The following is a 17,836-nucleotide window of genomic DNA, read 5'->3' on the forward strand; positions in this document are numbered from 1 at the left end:
GAGGAACGTAAACGCTCCGGCGCTGGCGAGCGCGCCGCGCGTCAGTTCGTCGTGCTGACCGTCCAGGTCGCGCTGACGATCCCCGGCCGCCGCGCGATATGCGCGACGATCCGGTCGAGGTCGGTGGCCTCCGCGCTGGTCGGCAGCAGCGCGGCGGCCAGTTCGACGGCGGCGTCCGATTCGGTCATCACCTCGATCTCGCGCACCGGATAATCGTGGACCTCCAGCTCCTCGTACAGCAGGTCGCGCGCCATCGATACGCGCTCGGGCGCGCAGACCACGTGGACGCGGTACAGCGCCTCGGTATGGCGTTCGGCGATCGGGCGGCGGTTCACGAAATCGACCAGCGGACGCAGCATCGTATTGCCCGCCAGTACGAAGCCGGCGACCACCGCCGCCTCCGCCAGCCGCCCGACCCCGGCGAACGCGCCGACCGCGGCCGACGTCCACAGCGTCGCGGCGGTGTTGAGGCCGCGCACCTGCGTGCCTTCCTTCATGATGACGCCCGCACCCAGGAAGCCGATGCCCGACACGACATAGGCGATCACCCGTGCGCCGCCGTCCTGCCCGGCGGTCTGCACCCCCAGGTCGACGAACGCCGCCGCGCCCACCGCGACCAGCACGTTGGTGCGCAGCCCCGCGGTGCGTTGCCGCCACTGTCGCTCCAGCCCGATCGCGGTGCCCAGCACGAACGCGGTCGCCAGCGCGCACAGCAGCCGCCAGCTGTCGGTCAGGGGGAAGATCGTCTCCACGGCGCGCGCGGTGCGCCGCGAATGTGACGTTCGCGTGACGCCGGACCCGTTCCCGCCGTCACGACGGGCGCCGGATCGTCAGTTCTGCTTCTTCTCGGCCGGCGCCTGTTCGTCGGCGGCATCGCGGTTGGCGCGCGCGGTCATGCCGGTGACGGAGGCGTCGTCCAGCATCTGCTCGTCGGGCGCGGGCGGCGGCGCCTCGGGCAGCGCGGCGACATTCTCGACCGGAGTCGGCGCGGCGGTGGGCATCGGCTCCGGCGTCGGCGTGGCCTCGGCCGGGGCGATCTCCTCGACCGCCATGTTGGTGTCCGCCGGCGGGGTCTCCGGCTCATCATGGCGCGAACAGCCCGCCAGCGCGGTCGCCGCCAGCACGGTCGCCAGGAAAAGCGGGGTCGAACGCTTGGTCACATGGATTCCTTTGCTCATGTCGTCGCCTGTGCCTGTACCTGCGAACGCCGCTCGATCGTAGCCGCCAGTTTCGCATCCCAGCCATAGGGATCATCCCGGAAGCCGACCTGCCCGTCGGCGCTGGCGAAGGCGGTCCAGTAGAGCAGGTACACCGTGACCGGCTCCGCCATGCGCGCGCGCACCGTCTTGCCGGCCGCGACCGCGGCGTCGATCGCGTCGGGCTGCCATTCGGGGGTGGTCCTCAGCAAGAGCTTGGCCAGTTCGTCGGGCTTTTCCAGCCGGACGCAGCCGTGGCTGGCCAGCCGGTCGAACCGCGAAAAGCCCGATTGCGCGGGCGTGTCGTGCAGGTACACCGCGAAATCGTTGGGGAAATCGAACTTGAACCGGCCCAGCGCGCTGCGCTCCGACGCCTGCTGCAATCTCTTGCTGCCGTCGCCATTGTCGATCACGCGGAAGCCGTTGCGCTTCAGATAGCCGGGGTTGGCGCGTTCCTTGGGCCACAATTCCTTGGTCGCGATCGACGTCGGTACGTTCCATGGCGGGTTGATGACGATGCTGTTGATCTTGGAGATCAGCATCGGCGTCTCGTTCCCCGGACGCCCGGTCACCGCCTTCATCGACATCACCGGCGCATCGCCGTCGAACGCGGTCAGCACCGCCGCGGCGATGTTCACCTGCACGCGCTTCTGGTCCAGCCGCGGCGGCAGCCAGCGCCAGCGTTCCAGATTGGCCATGATCTGGCGGATGCGCCGTTCGACCGGCACGTTGAGCGCAGCCATCGTCTGCGACCCGACGGTGCCAACGGGGTTCAGGCCATAGCGCCGCTGCGCGCGCCGCACCGCGTCGAGCAACGCGGCGTCGAACGTGTCGCCGCTCTTCGCAACCTGCGGGTCCTCCGCCGCCAGCCGCGCGCGCAGCGTGGCGACCGCCGGCCCCCGCGAACCGAAGACGGGCGCGGTCGCCACCACCGGCCAGCCGCCGTCCGCGGCGATCCGGTGATAGCGCGCCAGCCCCGCGACCAGCGCGTCATAGCCGACATAGGGCGGGGGCAGCGCGCGCACCCAGGCCGACAGTCGGTCGTTCGCCACCGCCGCGGCGAAATCGGGCAGCGGATCGTAGGCGGGCGGGCGGATGCCCCAGTCGCGCTGGAAATCCTCCGGCATCAACCGCCCGCTGCGGATCGCGCGTGCATGGTCGAGCGCCGCACGCACCAGCGCCGCGCCGTCCAGCCGGTCGAGGTCGGTGCGCCGGGAATAGCGCAGCCCCTGCGCCACTTCGTCGTCGGCGATCAGCGTCGCCAGCTGCCTCGCCTGCGCCGCAGACAGCGTGGGCAGTGTCACCGGCGCGCGCGCGACCGGCGCCAGCGGGCCGGGCTGAGTGGGGGCGGGCGGGGTGATCGTCGGAACGGGCGCGGGCACCTGCGCCGCCGCCTGCCCCGCGATCGCCGCCGCCGTCACCCCGATCATCGCCTGCCGTGCGAGCCGCGCGATCATCGCCTGCCCCGATCCGTCCACCCTGTCGATCTCCCCGGTCGTCGTCGCGCCCCATATGGCGGTGCACACCCTGCTGGCCAATGAACAAGCGAAAAGAAGCTGCGGTTGCACGGTGGATGTGGTGAAGCGACGTGATGCAGATCAGGCCCGCCACCCCCACCGACGCCGATGCGATCGCCGCGATCCTCCTGCCGGTGTTCCGCGCGGGCGATACCTATGCGATCGAATGCGACATCTCGCGCGACGCCGCGCTCGCTTACTGGATGGCGCCCGCGCACGACGTGTCGGTAGCGGTCGGCGACGATGGCGAACTGCTGGGCACCTTCTACCTGCGCGCGAACCAGCGCGGCGGCGGTGCGCATGTCGCCAATGCCGGTTACGTCACCGCCGCCGCGGCGCGCGGGCGCGGGGTGGCGCGCGCGATGTGCGCGCATTCGCTGGACCGGGCGCGCGCCGCCGGGTTCCGCGCGATGCAGTTCAACTTCGTCGTCGCCACCAACGAACGCGCCGTCGCGCTGTGGCGCGGGTCGGGCTTCGCGGTCGTGGGCACCCTGCCGCGCGCGTTCGACCACCCGCAGCACGGGCTGGTCGATGCGCTGGTGATGTACCGCGATCTGGCACAATAGTTGCCGCGCGCGCGGCCGCGTTCTACGGCTGGGCGATGACCGATACGCTGACCGCCCCCGCTGCCGATTCCGCCCGCGAAACCACCACCGGCGCCGCGCGCCTTGCGCGCCGCATGGAACGCGGCGCGGCGTTCCTGGGCGCGGACGTCGCGATCATGGCGGGCGCGATGTCGTGGGTGTCGGAACGCCATCTGGTCGCGGCGATGTCGAACGCGGGCGGGTTCGGCGTGATCGCGTGCGGCGCGATGACCCCCGAACTGCTCGATGCCGAGATCGCGGGGACGAAGGCGCTGACGACCCGCGCGTTCGGCGTCAACCTCATCACCATGCACCCGCAGCTGACCGATCTGATCGCGGTATGCGCGCGCCACGGCGTCGGGCATGTCGTGCTGGCCGGCGGGCTGCCGCCCAAGGGCTCGCTGGAGGCGATCAAGGCATCGGGCGCGAAGGTCATCTGCTTCGCCCCCACGCTGGCGCTGGCCAAGAAGCTGATCCGGTCGGGCGTCGACGCGCTGGTGATCGAGGGGATGGAGGCCGGCGGCCATATCGGCCCCGTGTCCACCAGCGTGCTGGCGCAGGAAATGCTGCCCGAGATCGCCGATCAGGTGCCGGTGTTCGTCGCCGGCGGGATCGGCCGGGGGGAGGCGATCGCCGGCTATCTCGACATGGGCGCGGCGGGCGTCCAGCTGGGCACGCGCTTCGTCTGCGCGACCGAGAGCATCGCGCACCCCAATTTCAAGAAGGCGTTCATCCGCGCCAGCGCGCGCGACGCGGTCGCCAGCGTGCAGATCGACCCGCGCCTGCCGGTGATCCCGGTGCGCGCGCTCAAGAATGCCGGGTCGGAGCTGTTCACCGCGAAGCAGCGCGAGGTCGCGCAGTCGCTCGACGAGGGCGCGGTCGCGATGGCCGAGGCGCAGTTGCAGATCGAACATTACTGGGCCGGCGCGCTGCGCCGCGCGGTGATCGACGGCGATGTCGAACATGGCAGCGTGATGGCCGGCCAGTCGGTCGGCATGGTGACGAAGGAAGAACCCGTCGCCGACATCATCGCCGCGTTGATGGCGGAGGCCGCCGAGGCGCTGGACCGCCGCACGCGCTGAGCGTCGCGATCCCGGCGTCGAGCCTTCAGTCCATCCTGCAAACCGTCATCCCAGCGAAGGCTGGGATCTCATGCCGGCAGGGCGCCGCAGGAGCCGCGAAAGGCCCCGGCCTTCGCTGGGGCGACGATTCTGGCGACATGCCGGGCGGAAGCACGATCCAACCGCGCGGCATCTCCTTTCCGCATTGCACCATCGGCCGTCGCGGGCCACCTAGGCGCGCATGAGCGCCTCCCTTCCGCCCCCGCCCGCCGATCTGCTGGCCGGCGCCAGCCTGTTCCTCGATTTCGACGGTACGCTGGTCGAGCTGGCCGCCACCCCCGATGCGGTGGCGGTCGCGCCCGAACTGCCCGGTCTGCTCGAACGGCTGGCGGCGCGTCTGCCCGGCGGGGTCGCGATCGTCAGCGGGCGTCCGGTGCATGAGGTGCGCGCGCTGATCGCGCCCGCCGCGCTGGTGATCGCGGGCAGCCACGGGCTGGAGATCGCCGACTCCGACGGCACCGTCCACGCGCCCGATCGCCCCGCCGCGCTAGACGCCGCGCTGGCCGCCGCGCACGACTTGGCCGCTGCGCACGACGGCATGCTGGTGGAGGACAAGCCATTCGGCGTCGGCCTCCACTATCGCCGCGCGCCGCATGCCGGCGATGCCGCCGCCGCGTTTGCCGATAGGCTGGCCGCGCGCCACGGGCTGGTCGTCCAGCATGGCAAGATGGTGGTGGAACTGCGCCTGCCCGGCCGGGACAAGGGCGCGGCGGTCGATCTGTTGATGACGGAACCGGAACGGCGCCACGCGCGTCCTGTGTTCATGGGGGACGACGTGACCGACGAGGCGGGCTTCCATGCCGCGCGTGCGCTGGGTGGCGCCGGCGTGCTGGTCGGTGCGCCGCGCGCGACCGCCGCGTCCTACCGCCTTGCCGGCGTTGCCGACGCGCTCGCCTTTCTTGACGCCGCCACCGCACGGGGGGATGCATGACGACGACGCTGGATCTGTGGCCGATCGGCAATTGCCAGGTCAGCGCGCTGGTCGATCGTGCCGGCCGCTTCGTATGGGGCTGCGTGCCGCGCGTCGATGGCGATCCGTTGTTCTCCGCGCTGCTGGGCGGCGAGGCGCCCGACACCGGCTTCTGGGGGATCGGCCTGGAGGATTCGGTGTCGGTGGAGCAGGAATATATCCGCAACACCCCGATCCTGGTCACCACCCATCGCGACGCGCACGGCGGCGCGATCGAGGTGATCGATTTCTGCCCGCGATTCCAGCGGGAGGGGCGCACCTACCGCCCGGTCGCCTTCGCGCGGATCGTCCGCCCGGTGGCGGGCAGTCCGCGCGTGCGGGTGCAGCTGCGCCCGACCTGCGGCTGGGGCGGGGGGTGCCGCGAACAGATCGGCGGATCGAACCATTTGCGGCTGCTGATGGATACGATCGCGCTGCGGCTGACCACCACCGCGCCGATCGCGATGGTGCAGGGCGAACGCGCGTTCCGCGTCGAACGCCCGCTGCACTTCTTCCTCGGGCCGGACGAAAGCTTCCAGGGCGATCTGGCCGCGACGGTCGACCTGATGCTGTATCGCACGACGCACGAATGGCAGTCGTGGGTGCGCGGGCTGGCCGTCCCGCTGGAATGGCAGGATGTCGTCATCCGCTGCGCGATCACGCTGAAACTGTGCCAGCATGAGGAAACCGGCGCGATCGTCGCGGCGCTGACCACCTCGATCCCCGAACATGCCGGGTCGCAGCGCAACTGGGACTATCGCTTCTGCTGGATCCGCGACGCCTATTACACGGTGCAGGCGCTCAACCGCCTCGGCGCGCTCGACGTGCTGGAGGGCTATCTGGGCTATCTGCGCAACATCGTCGATGCCGCCAGCCATGACGAGCAGCGCGGCGGGCACATCCAGCCGCTGTACGGCGTGCTGGGCGAGGCGCACCTGCCCGAACGGATCGAGACGACGCTGCCCGGCTATCGCGGCATGGGGCCGGTGCGCGTCGGCAACCAGGCGGCCGAACAGATCCAGCACGATGCCTATGGCCAGATCGTGCTGTGTTCGGTCCACGCCTTCTTCGACCAGCGGCTGTTCCGCATCGCGGGGCAGGAGGATTTCGAATCGCTCGAACATGTCGGCGACCGCGCCTGGGCCTATTACGATCAGCCCGACGCCGGCCTGTGGGAGCTGCGCACGCGCCAGAGCGTCCACACCTATTCCTCGGCGATGTGCTGGGCGGCGTGCGACCGGCTGGCAAACGCTGCCGAACGGCTCGGCCTGCCCGAGCGGCGGGCGCTGTGGGCCGGGCGCGCCGACACGATCCGCACGCGCATCGAGGAGGCGGCGTGGCGCGAGGGGACGCGGCGCATGTCCGCGACCTTCGGCGGCGACGACCTGGATGCCAGCGTGCTGCAATTGCTCGACCTGCGCTTCTTCGCCGCCGACGATCCGCGCTTCATCGACACGCTGACCGCGATCGAAACCGGGCTGCGGCGCGGCTCGACGATGCTGCGCTACGATACCGAGGATGATTTCGGCCTGCCCGAAACCGCGTTCAATTTCTGCACCTTCTGGCTGATCGAGGCACTGTTCCTAACCGGGCGCAGCGACGAGGCGCGCGTTTTGTTCGAAGAGATGCTGTCCCGCCGCACCGCCGCGGGGCTGCTGTCGGAGGATATCGATCCGACGACGGGCGAATTGTGGGGCAATTACCCGCAGACCTACTCGCTGGTCGGCATGATCAATTGCGCCGCGATGTTGAGCAAACCATGGAGTAGTATCCGTTGAGCCGCCTGATCGTCATCTCCAACCGGGTCAGCGCCCCCACCGGCTCCACGTCGGGCGCACAGGGCGGGCTGGCGGTGGCGATGGCGGCGGCGCTGCGCGCCAACGGCGGGCTGTGGTTCGGCTGGTCGGGGGAACAGACCGACCAGTTCACCGGCCATATCAACTTCCAGCGCGCGCACGGCGTTACCACCGCGACCGTCGATCTGGAGGAACAGGACGTCCAGGAATATTACGACGGCTACGCCAACCGGACGTTGTGGCCGCTGTTCCACTATCGCATCGACCTGGCCGAATATGAGCGCGATTTCGCCGGCGGCTACCAACGCACGAACCAGCGGTTCGCCGACACGGTGCGTCCGCTGATCGAGGCGGACGATCTGGTGTGGATCCAGGATTACCACATGTTCCCGCTGGGGGCGGAGCTGCGCCAGCGCGGCTGCGACAACCGCATGGGCTTCTTCCTCCACATTCCCTGGCCGCCGCGCCGCCTGCTGGGGACGCTGCCGGGTGCGCGGGCGCTGGTCGAATCGATGTTCGCCTACGACCTGATCGGTTTCCATACCGAGGAATGGCTGGAATCCTTCTGCGACTATGCGCGGCAGGATATGGGCGCGGTGATCGAGGACGGCGTCGCGCGGCTGGGCGACCGTAGCGTCGAATTGATCGCCTGCCCGATCGGGATCGACGCGTCGGCGTTCGCCGACATGTCGAAAAGCGTCAACGCCCGGCTCGCCTATCGCCGGATGCGCGATTCGGCGGACGGGCGCGACATGATCGTCGGGGTCGACCGGCTCGACTATTCGAAGGGGCTGGAGGAGCGATTCCTCGGCTACGAACGCTTCCTGATCGAGCATCCGGAGGAGCGCAAGGAAGTGTTCCTGCTCCAGATCGCGCCGCCCAGCCGCGTCTCGGTCGAAAGCTACCAGCGCATCCGCCAGTCGCTGGAGGGGCTGTCGGGGCGGATCAACGGCGAATATGCCGATGTCGACTGGGTGCCGATCCGCTACGTCAACCAGGGCTATCCGCGCGATCAGCTGGCCGGCATCTACCGCGCGGCGAAGATCGGGCTGGTGACGCCCCTGCGCGACGGCATGAACCTGGTGGCGAAGGAATATGTCGCTGCGCAGGATCCGGAGGATCCCGGCGTGCTGGTGCTGTCGCGCTTCGCCGGTGCGGCGGAACAGATGGGCGATGCGCTGCTGGTCAATCCGTACAGTGCGGAGGAGATGGCCGACGCGATCTGCCAGGCGCTCCGGATGCCGCGCGACGAACGGGTGCGGCGCTGGGAAAAGCTGATGGCCGGGGTGCAGGAACGCGACGTGACGTGGTGGGCGGACCGTTTCCTGGCCGCGCTGCGGCGCGCGGAAGTGGACGCCTGACACCGCCGCGATGACCCGGTCTGCGTCCCCGCATGCACGAGGGGCCGTGCAGGGACGCAGTGGGGGTACCGGCCTTCCCGCCCCCGCTGGAAGGCCGGTGTCTCTAGAGCGCTAGAAGTCGAACCGCGCGGTCACCGACACCGCGCGCCCGTTGAGCAGCCGCCCGCGCACGATCCCGCTCGCGGGGATGCGATCCTCGTCGATCCCGGTCAGCGCCAGCGTGTCGAACAGGTTGGTGGCGTTAAGCGACAGGAGCAGCCGTTCGGCCGGGCGCACCTGGACGAAGGCGTTGGTGGTCACGTAGCCCGGGATCTTCAGCAGGTTGGTGTCCTGCGCATAGGTATCCGTGGTGCCGATGAACACCGCGCCGACCGCGAACCGGTCGGTGCTGACCTGCGGCGTCGCCTGGAAGATCACGCTCGCCTGGTGACGCGGCGTGTTGCCGTTGATGGCCGGGTCCACCCGGTCGCGCACGATCGTGGCGTCGGTGAACGTCGCGCCCGCGGTCAGGCTGAACGCGCCGCGGCGCACGCCCCCTTCGAACTCCAGCCCCTTGGCCTTGTAGTCGCGCGCGATCACCGCGCCGGTGGAGGTGTTGATGTTCGAATCCTGCGCCTCGACATGGAAGCCGGTCAGATTCAGCGTCACGCCCTGGTGGCGGTATTTCACGCCGATCTCGGCCTGCCTGACCGGGTCGTACGCGGCCTGCGGGATCGCCAGCGCGCCGGTGGCATTGTCGATCACGCTGCCGAAGGTGATGCGGTCGGCATTGGCGCGCGCGCCGCGGCTGTAGCGCGCGAACACCGCCAGCGGCTCGGCCACGCGATAGACGACGCCCCCCGAATAGGACAGGTAGCGGTAGCTGTAGTCGACGTATCCCGGCGCGCCCGGGGTCACGCCGACGCGCTGTTCGGGCGGTGAGATGACGCCGTCGCCGTCGATGTCGCGCGCCACCTGCCCGATCCGTCCGCCGCCCAGCTCGACGCCGTAGACGGTGCCCTTCGCGCTGCCGACATCGTAGCGCAGGCTGCCGCCGATCGACACGCGCCCGATCTTGTAATTGGCCGACGCGAACGGCGCGTTGATCGCATAGGCGAGCCGCAGCGTGCGCCGCTGCGTCCCCGACAGCGGGTTGTAGGCATAGATGCCGCCCGCGGTGCGCGCATTGCCGCCCGCATCGACGACGTTGAGCAACGCGGCATCGCCGCCGCCCTTCACCTCGGTCACCGCGACGCCGTACAGGATCGACGTGTCGATCTGCTGGCGCCCGGTGTACAGGCCCGCGGTGGTGGTCAGCACGCCGTCGCCCACGTTCCACACGCGGCTCGCGCGGATGTCGTTGGTGATGCTGCCGACATCCTGCTGCCGGCGGTCGCGGATGTTGTAGATCGCGATCAGTCCGTTGCCGTTGAGCGCGGCGGGATCGGCGATCGCCTGCCCGGCATGGGCGCCGGTGGCATAGCGGAACGACCCGCCCGTCGCGCCCAGCCGGGTCAGCGCGGCGGCGGGGGTCAGATACTGGCTGCTGAACGGCCCGATCAGCCCGCCGGAGCGGCCCGCGGCGCGAAAGCGTTCGGTGATCGTCCAGTCACCCAGCGCGAACTGGCTTTCGACGCCGAACGCGCGTTCCTTGACGTGCTGCCCGTTGCGGATGTCCTCGCGGATCGGCTGGTTGTTCTCGTCCAGCACCAGCACCGATTGCAGGTAGCGGGTCGACAGCGTGTCCTTCGTCGGATCGAACCCGGGCACCGCGGCCAGCGTCGGCGCGTCGTTCGTGCCCGTCACGCGCAGCGGGACCGAATCGTAGAAGGGCGAACGATCGTCCAGATACTTTCCGTAGAGGCGGATATAGCCGCCCGCGAACTGGCGCGTGACATTGGCCTTGATCTGCCCGCCGCGCTGGCCGTCGAAACCGATCCGCCGCGGCCCTTCGCCCTGGCGGTAATAGCCGCCGATGTGGAAGCGCAGCGTCTCGCTCAGCCGGCCGCCGTAATCCACGTCGGCGCGATACTGGTCGAAATCGACCCCGGCGGTCAGCGCGATCGCGCCGCCTTCCTGTTCGCCGGTCTTGCTGATGAAGTTGATGATCCCGCCCGGTGCGTTGCTGGCGAAGGTCGATGCCGAACCGCCGCGGATCGCCTCGACCTGCGCCAGGTTGAGATCCAGGCGCAGGAAGCTGTCGGCGCTGGCGCCGACCACGTCGCCGAATTCCATCACCGGCAGGCCGTCTTCCTGCAGCTGGACGAACTTGGCGCCCGACGATGACAGCGGCAGCCCGCGGATGGTGATGTTGGCGATGCTTTCGCCGTTCGGTGCCTCGGCCAGGATGCCGGGGATGTCGCGCAGCAGCTCGCCGACCGATCGCGGCGCCAGCTTGGCGATCTCCGCCTCGCGCAGGACGCTGGTGGATGTGGCGCTGTCCAGCCGGTCGCGCCCCTTGGCGACGCCGGTGGTGACATTGTCCTGGTCGGCGGCCGGCGCCGGCGCCGCGGTGTCGGCCAGCGCCGGCGTGGCGAGCGCGATAAGCGATACCGCCGCCAGGGCCCGATAGCGGGACATGAGATCCTCCCCCAAAAAGTGCCGGCTCACATCCCGCGGTGAGCCATGGCCGCTGCTTGAGGGCGCATCGATGGAGAATTGTTTAATTGGATGAGGGTGTTAGCCTAAAGTCGTAGGTGCCGGGCCACTTGGGGAGGGCGCCCCCAGCGCGACATCGGCACGCCGCCGGAACAACGCCTGCGGCATTTCCGCCGCGATATACGCCAGCAACCCCTCGCGCACGTCGCAGCGCAGGTCGAACGCGGTCGAGGCATCGCGCGCGGTCATCAACCCGCGCAGCTCGATCGACCCGTCGGGCTTGGTATCGGTCACCTGCAGATTCCAGAACCGCCCGTCCCAGCGCGGATTGGCGGTGACGATCCGCCCCAGCGCCTCGCGCAGCCGCGGCACGTCGGCGGCCGGATCGACATACCAGAACACGCTGCCCAGCAGCGCGCTCGACTGGCGGGTCCAGTTCTGGAAGCTCTGCTCCAGGAATTTCGACACCGGCACCACCAAGCGTCGTTCGTCCCAGATCTTGACGACGACATAGGTCAGCCGGATTTCCTCGATCCGCCCCCATTCGCCGTCGATGATGACGACGTCGTCGATGCGGATCGGCTCGGTGAAGATCATCTGGAACCCGGCGATCAGGTTCTTCAGCGCCGGTTGCGCCGCCGCGCCCACCGCAAGGCCCGCCAGGCCCGCCGACGCCACCAGGGTGACGCCCAGCGTGCGCACCGCCGGGATCGTCATCAGCATCGCGCAGATCGTCACCAGCAGGATCATCGACACGATGATGCGTTGCAGGATGCCCAGCCGCGTGCGCCGCCGCCGCGCGCGCAGATTGTCGGCGACGGTGATGTCGGCGTGGCGGATCATCGCGTCGATCACCGTCCCCGCGCCGACGATCGCCGCCCAGCCCAGCAGCCCCGGCACGATCAGCGCGGCGGCGCGCGCCCACAAGGTCGCGGTCGCGCGGTCGAGGTCGAGCGCGGGCTGCACCGCCGCCAGCGCCACGACGATCATCAGCCAGCGCAACAGCTTGCGGATGCGCTCGACGAACAGCGCCGCGCTGCTCTCCGGCCGTCCGAGCGTCGCGCGACGCGCGGCCCAGACGACGATCCGGTGCGCCACCAGCGCCAGCGCCACCGCGCCCGCCACGTATAGGAAGCCCGAAAGCCAGCCGGGTACGTCGTGCCACCATGCCTGCACGGTCCTGTTCCACCCCGTCATCGCCGCTCCGTCGTTTCGTGGTGCACTGCCGCAAACGTGGCGCGGGGCGGGCGCGTTCCCCATTGACGCTCCCCATACGGTATCATAAGATACCATATCGTTTGAAACCACCTGCCGGGATACGCGCGATGGAGCATATGGACGTCAATCCGATGGGCCTGGACGGGTTCGAATTCTGCGAATTCACCGCCCCCGATACCGCCGCGCTGCGGCGGCAGTTCGAGGCGCTGGGCTTTGTCGCCGCCGCCACCCACCCGACGCGCCGCGTCACCCGCTATGTCCAGGGGCGCACCAACCTGCTGGTGAACGAGGAACCGGGCGGGCAGGCGGCGGCGTTCGCGGCCGAACACGGCCCATCCGCCAACGGCATGGCGTTCCGCGTCGCGGATGCGCAGGCGGCGTTCGACGCGGCGCTGGCGCGCGGCGCGAAGCCGGCCGATGCGGCCACCAGTGCGCTGGGGGAGGGGGCGTATGTCCTCCAGGGGATCGGCGGCTCGCTGCTGTATCTGGTCGATCGCCACGGCGCGGCGGGCAGCGTCTATGACGATTGGGACGAGGTGCCCGGCTGGCGCGCGGCGGCAGCGCGCGAGGGCGTCGGGCTGGACCTGCTCGACCACCTCACCCACAATGTCCGGCGCGGGCAGATGCGCGTCTGGGCCGAATTCTACGGCCAGATCTTCGGGTTCGAGGAACAGAAGTACTTCGATATCAAGGGCAAGGCGACCGGGCTGTTCAGCCAGGCGATGATCGCCCCCGATCGCGCGATCCGCATCCCGCTCAACGAAAGCCAGGACGACAAGAGCCAGATCGAGGAATTCATCCGCGATTACAATGGTGAGGGGATCCAGCACCTCGCCATGACCACCGACGATATCTACGCCACCGTGGAGGCGCTGCGCGCGCGCGGCGTGCGGTTGCAGGACACGATCGAGACCTATTACGAACTGGTCGACAAGCGCGTCCCCGGCCATGGCGAGGATCTGGAGCGGCTGCGCCGCAACCGCATCCTGATCGACGGCGACGTGGAGGAGGAGGGCATCCTGCTCCAGATCTTCACCGAGCCGATGGTCGGCCCGATCTTCTTCGAGATCATCCAGCGCAAGGGCAACGAAGGGTTCGGCAACGGCAATTTCCAGGCGCTGTACGAATCGATCGAGCTGGACCAGATCCGCCGCGGCGTCATCACCGTCGACGCATGATGGGGGGTAACGGGGCAGGTGGAAACGGCCCGCGTCATTTTCGACCAGGGCGTATCCACCTTCTGCTCCGTTCGCCCCGAGGAGCCGTTGAGCTTGTCGAAACGGCATCGCTTCGAGACGAGGCTTCGGCAGGTTCAGCCTCTCCTCAGCACGAACGGGTCGAGGGTGAAGGGAGATCGATACTGGTTCCTGCATGACGGCAACCCGCCGCCGCCGGCGCCCGACGCCATGTCCTACACCGCCGTATCCCGCTATCGTCGCGGCGATGAAAGGGGGCAGGGACGAGGTAGCGAACAGGGCGCGCCGGTGTCGCCCCGGTGTCGCCCCGGTGTCGCGTCCCCGTCGCGTCGCGGTCGCGTTCCGGTCGCATGGCGCGCGAAAACGCGCCGGCGGCTCAACATTGACAACATTCGCGCCGCGCGGCGCGGGCCGATGTCCGCCGCGGGGTGGTGGAAAGGAGAGGAAGCCACAATGACCGTCCACCACCCCGATCCCGATGCCGCGGGCTATATCCCCGGCTTCGGCAATCATGTCTCGACCGAGGCGGTCGCCGGCGCGTTGCCGGTCGGGCGCAACTCGCCGCAACGCCCTGCCTTCGGCCTCTATGCCGAGCAGCTTTCCGGCACCGCCTTCACCGCGCCGCGGCATGAGAACCGTCGTTCGTGGCTGTACCGGACGCGTCCCACCGCCGAACATCCGCCCTATGCCGCCTATTCCGGCGCGGCGCTGTTCGCCCCCGGCGCCGGCCATGCGCCGCTCGCGCCCAACCGGCTGCGCTGGGATCCGCTGCCGCTGCCCGATGCGGGCGTCGACTGGGTCGACGGGATGACGACGATGCTGGTCAACCGCGACCCGGCTGACCTGACGGGCGTGGCGCTCCACATCTATGCCGCGAACCGCGACATGACCGACCGGGTGTTCATGGATGCCGACGGCGAATTGCTGTTCATCCCCGAACAGGGGCGGCTGGAACTGCTGACCGAAATGGGGCGCCTGTCAGTCGCGCCGGGGCAGGTCGCCGGCGTGCCGCGTGGGGTGCGCTTCCGCGTGCTGTTGCCCGATGGCGCGGCGCGCGGCTATGTCGCGGAAAACCACGGCAGCCTGTTCCGCCTGCCCGATCTCGGCCCGATCGGCGCCAATGGCCTGGCCAATCCGCGCGACTTCGAAACCCCGGTGGCGTGGTTCGAGGATCGCGACGAACCCGTCCAGGTGGTCCAGAAGTTCATGGGCGCGCTGTGGACGATGACGCTCGACCACTCACCGCTCGACGTCGTGGCGTGGCACGGCAATCTCGCGCCGTGGCGCTACGACCTGTCGCGCTTCATGGCGATCAACACCGTCAGCTTCGACCATCCCGATCCGTCGATCTTCACCGTGCTGACCTCGCCCAGCGACGTGCCGGGGCGCGCGAACGCCGATTTCGTGATCTTCCCGCCGCGCTGGATGGTGGCGGAAGGGACGTTCCGTCCTCCATGGTTCCACCGCAACGTCATGTCGGAGGCGATGGGCCTCATCACCGGCGAATATGACGCCAAGGCGGACGGCTTCCGCCCGGGCGGGCTGTCGCTCCACAACATGATGAGCGGCCACGGCCCCGACGTCGCGTCGTGGCGCGGCGCGAGCGAGGCGGAACTGAAGCCGGTGAAGCTCGACGGCACGATGGCGTTCATGGTCGAAAGCTGCTGGGCCTATCGCCCCACCGCCACCGCGCTGGACCGCGCACAGCTCGATTACGATGCGGTGTGGAACGATTTCCCGAAGGCGCAGCTGCCCTGAGCGCCGTGGGAAATGAGCGGGTCTTCGCCACACCGGCGGGCGTCGCCCTCGGCCCGCTGGCGCAGATCGCCGACGGCGCGGCGCGCAATTTCGTCCTGCAAATGCGCGCCGGGCGCTTCCACGGTTTCGTGGTGCGGCGCGGCGCGGAGGCGTTCGGCTATGTCGATCGCTGCCCGCACGCCGGCCTGCCGCTGGCGCAGGAACTGGATGATTACGTCGCGGCGGGGCACATCCGCTGCACCTGGCACGGCGCGCTGTTCCGCATCGACGACGGCGCGTGCGTCGCCGGCCCCTGCATCGGCCAGCGGCTGACGCCATGGCCGGTGACGGTGGCCGACGGCACGATCGTCACCGCATGACGACCCGGTCGACACCACGTCGCCCCAGCAAAGGCTCGGGCCTCCGCGTGGTCAGCGCGCCGTCGCCTTCGCCTCCGCCCGGTACCGGTGCAGCAACGGCTCGGTATAGCCGTTGGGCTGCGCGACCCCCTCGAACACCAGCGCCCGCGCCGCGGCAAGCGCGATGCTGTCCCCGGTCAGCGGGCGGTACAGCGGATCGCCGGCATTCTGCGCATCGACCTTCGCCGCCATCCGCCGCAGCGCCGCCTCCGCCTCGTCCGCGCTGGCGACGCCGTGGAGCAGCCAGTTGGCCATGTGCTGCGACGAAATGCGCAGCGTCGCGCGGTCCTCCATCAACCCCACGTCATGGATGTCCGGCACCTTGGAACAGCCGATTCCCTGGTCGATCCACCGCACGACATAGCCCAGGATTCCCTGCGCATTGTTGTCCAGTTCCTCCCGTATGTCCTCGGCCGACCAGTTGCGCCCGCCGGCGACCGGCACGTCGAGCAGCGCGTCGAGCGCCGCAACCGGTTCGGCCCGCCGCGCCGCCTGCCGCGCGAACACGTCGACGCGGTGGTAATGGGTGGCGTGCAGCGTCGCCGCGGTCGGGCTGGGCACCCAGGCGGTGGTCGCGCCGGTCATCGGATGCGCGATCTTCTGCGCCAGCATGTCCGCCATCATGTCGGGCGCCGCCCACATCCCCTTGCCGATCTGCGCCTTGCCTGACAGGCCGCAGGCGAGCCCGATCTGGACGTTGCGGTTCTCGTACGCCTTGATCCAGGCGGCGTTCTTCATCTCGCCCTTGCGGATCATCGCGCCGGCGCGCATCGACGTGTGCATCTCGTCCCCGGTGCGATCCAGGAAACCGGTGTTGATGAACACGATCCGGTCCTTCACCGCATGGATGCACGCCGCCAGATTGGCGGAGGTGCGCCGCTCCTCGTCCATCACCCCCACCTTGATGGTGTGGCGCGGCAGGCCCAGCAAATCCTCGACCCGGTCGAACAGCGTGTTCGTGAACGCCGCCTCTTCGGGGCCGTGCATCTTGGGCTTGACGATATAGATCGACCCCGTCCGGCTGTTGGCGCGCGCGCCGTTCAGGTCGTGCAGCGCGATCAGGCTGGTGACGATCGCGTCGAGGATGCCCTCCGGCGCCTCGCCGCCATCGGCCAGCCGGATCGCCGGATTGGTCATCAGATGCCCGACGTTGCGCACGAACAACAGGCTGCGCCCCGGCAGCGTCAGCGGCGTGCCGTCGGGCGCGACATAGTCGCGATCCGCGTTCAGCCGCCGCGTCATCGTCGCCCCGCCCTTCTCGAACGTTTCGGTCAGATCGCCCTTCATCAGCCCCAGCCAGTTGGCATAGGCCGCGACCTTGTCCACCGCGTCTACCGCCGCGACCGAATCCTCCAGGTCGCAGATCGTGGTCAGCGCCGCTTCGAGGACCACGTCGGCGATCCCGGCCGGATCGTCGCGCCCGATGGGGTGCGCGTGGTCGATCACCACCTCGATATGCAGGCCGTGGTGACGCAGCAGCAGGTTGTCGCCGGCGCGCCCGACCAGCTGCGCCGGATCGGCCAGCACGGGCGTCCCGCCGGTCCAGTCGGCCCAGCTACCCTCGGCCAGCGGCGCCGCTTCGTCCAGGAACGCCTTCGCCCAAGCGATCACCTGCTGGCCGCGCGCCGCATCATAGCCCTTGCCGGCGGGCGTGCCGGGGATCGCATCGGTGCCGTACAGCGCATCGTACAGGCTCCCCCAGCGCGCATTGGCCGCGTTGAGCAGGAAGCGCGCGTTGAGGATCGGCACCACCAGCTGCGGCCCGGCACGACGCGCGACCTCTTCGTCGACATTCTCGGGGGCGACCGCGAAGGGCGCGGGTTCGGGGACGAGATAGCCGATGTCGCGCAGGAACGCCTGATAGGCGGACTGGTCGATCGGCTGGCCCGCGCGCTCGATGTGCCAGGCGTCGATCTGCGCCTGCATCCGGTCGCGCGTTGCCAGCAGCTCGCGGTTGTGCGGGGCCAGATCGGCGAAGATCGCCGCGGTACCGCGCCAGAAGGCGTCGGCGGTGATGCCCGTGCCGGGCAGCGCGCGCTCCTCGACAAAGGCGGCCAGCGCCGCGTCCACCTGCAATCCGGCCCGGTCGATCATCATGTCCTGCTCCTTCGCTCCCGATCTAGACCGATCGGCAGCGGTTCGGTAGAGGCGCGAAATGCCCAGCA

The 17,836-nt window shown here is 69.5% G+C and carries 14 protein-coding genes; 8 read left to right on the forward strand and 6 right to left on the reverse strand.

The genetic code is table 11. The annotated features are described in order from the left end of the window. Window positions 1-41 precede the first annotated feature (41 nt). The 3 genes from COA17_RS10310 to COA17_RS10320 all read right to left on the reverse strand — a co-directional run bounded on the left by COA17_RS10310 (window position 42) and on the right by COA17_RS10320 (window position 2,653). The gene (locus COA17_RS10310) at window positions 42-752 is read right to left on the reverse strand and encodes an MgtC/SapB family protein (RefSeq protein WP_066484207.1); all 711 of its coding nucleotides are present in this window, start codon (window positions 750-752) and stop codon (window positions 42-44) included. A 78-nt stretch (window positions 753-830) separates the two neighbouring features. After that, on the reverse strand, window positions 831-1,160 hold the full coding sequence (locus tag COA17_RS10315; protein ID WP_245857636.1) for a hypothetical protein: 330 nt from the start codon (window positions 1,158-1,160) through the stop codon (window positions 831-833). Window positions 1,161-1,174: 14 nt separating this feature from the next. Next, window positions 1,175-2,653, reverse strand: a complete 1,479-nt coding sequence (locus COA17_RS10320; protein ID WP_096612290.1) for a L,D-transpeptidase family protein — start codon at window positions 2,651-2,653, stop codon at window positions 1,175-1,177. A gap of 134 nt (window positions 2,654-2,787) precedes the next feature. Here COA17_RS10320 and COA17_RS10325 point away from each other — a divergent pair, with 134 nt between their 5' ends. The 5 genes from COA17_RS10325 (at window position 2,788) to COA17_RS10345 (ending at window position 8,524) form a co-directional block, all read left to right on the forward strand. Continuing rightward, window positions 2,788-3,279 carry a GNAT family N-acetyltransferase gene (locus COA17_RS10325; RefSeq protein WP_096612138.1) on the forward strand — a complete coding sequence of 164 codons (492 nt, stop codon included), beginning with the start codon at window positions 2,788-2,790 and terminating at the stop codon, window positions 3,277-3,279. Between the two features lie 35 nt (window positions 3,280-3,314). Continuing rightward, window positions 3,315-4,379, forward strand: a complete 1,065-nt coding sequence (locus COA17_RS10330) for an NAD(P)H-dependent flavin oxidoreductase (protein ID WP_066490813.1) — start codon at window positions 3,315-3,317, stop codon at window positions 4,377-4,379. Between the two features lie 220 nt (window positions 4,380-4,599). Next, the gene (gene otsB, locus COA17_RS10335; RefSeq protein WP_066490816.1) at window positions 4,600-5,349 is read left to right on the forward strand and encodes a trehalose-phosphatase; all 750 of its coding nucleotides are present in this window, start codon (window positions 4,600-4,602) and stop codon (window positions 5,347-5,349) included. Further along, window positions 5,346-7,145 (forward strand): glycoside hydrolase family 15 protein, encoded by a 1,800-nt coding sequence (locus COA17_RS10340; protein WP_096612140.1) that lies wholly within the window; start codon window positions 5,346-5,348, stop codon window positions 7,143-7,145. Before otsB ends, COA17_RS10340 begins: the two co-directional genes overlap by 4 nt. Continuing rightward, window positions 7,142-8,524, forward strand: coding sequence for an alpha,alpha-trehalose-phosphate synthase (UDP-forming) (locus COA17_RS10345; protein WP_066490818.1), 1,383 nt, complete (start codon window positions 7,142-7,144; stop codon window positions 8,522-8,524). The genes COA17_RS10340 and COA17_RS10345 overlap by 4 nt, the downstream gene beginning before the upstream one ends. A gap of 111 nt (window positions 8,525-8,635) precedes the next feature. Here the strand turns inward: COA17_RS10345 and COA17_RS10350 are convergent, their stop codons facing one another. Both COA17_RS10350 and COA17_RS10355 read right to left on the reverse strand, forming a co-directional pair. Further along, on the reverse strand, window positions 8,636-11,083 hold the full coding sequence (locus COA17_RS10350) for a TonB-dependent receptor domain-containing protein (RefSeq protein ID WP_096612142.1): 2,448 nt from the start codon (window positions 11,081-11,083) through the stop codon (window positions 8,636-8,638). 99 nt (window positions 11,084-11,182) lie between these two features. Further along, window positions 11,183-12,298, reverse strand: coding sequence for a mechanosensitive ion channel family protein (locus tag COA17_RS10355; protein ID WP_096612144.1), 1,116 nt, complete (start codon window positions 12,296-12,298; stop codon window positions 11,183-11,185). Between the two features lie 128 nt (window positions 12,299-12,426). Between COA17_RS10355 and hppD the strand changes: the two genes are divergently transcribed. The 3 genes from hppD (at window position 12,427) to COA17_RS10370 (ending at window position 15,632) form a co-directional block, all read left to right on the forward strand. Then, a complete protein-coding gene (gene hppD, locus COA17_RS10360) occupies window positions 12,427-13,497 on the forward strand; it encodes a 4-hydroxyphenylpyruvate dioxygenase (RefSeq protein WP_096612146.1) in 1,071 nt (356 codons plus the stop codon). 471 nt (window positions 13,498-13,968) lie between these two features. Then, window positions 13,969-15,273 carry a homogentisate 1,2-dioxygenase gene (hmgA, locus tag COA17_RS10365; protein ID WP_096612148.1) on the forward strand — a complete coding sequence of 435 codons (1,305 nt, stop codon included), beginning with the start codon at window positions 13,969-13,971 and terminating at the stop codon, window positions 15,271-15,273. A 5-nt stretch (window positions 15,274-15,278) separates the two neighbouring features. Next, complete coding sequence (locus COA17_RS10370) at window positions 15,279-15,632, forward strand: Rieske (2Fe-2S) protein (protein WP_245857638.1); 354 nt, start codon at window positions 15,279-15,281, stop codon at window positions 15,630-15,632. Window positions 15,633-15,683: 51 nt separating this feature from the next. Here COA17_RS10370 and COA17_RS10375 read toward each other — a convergent pair whose 3' ends face one another. Beyond that, window positions 15,684-17,765, reverse strand: a complete 2,082-nt coding sequence (locus COA17_RS10375; RefSeq protein ID WP_096612296.1) for a malate synthase G — start codon at window positions 17,763-17,765, stop codon at window positions 15,684-15,686. Window positions 17,766-17,836: the final 71 nt, after the last annotated feature.

The organism is Sphingomonas ginsenosidimutans (assembly GCF_002374835.1).
GTDB classification, from domain to species: Bacteria; Pseudomonadota; Alphaproteobacteria; order Sphingomonadales; family Sphingomonadaceae; genus Sphingomonas; species Sphingomonas ginsenosidimutans.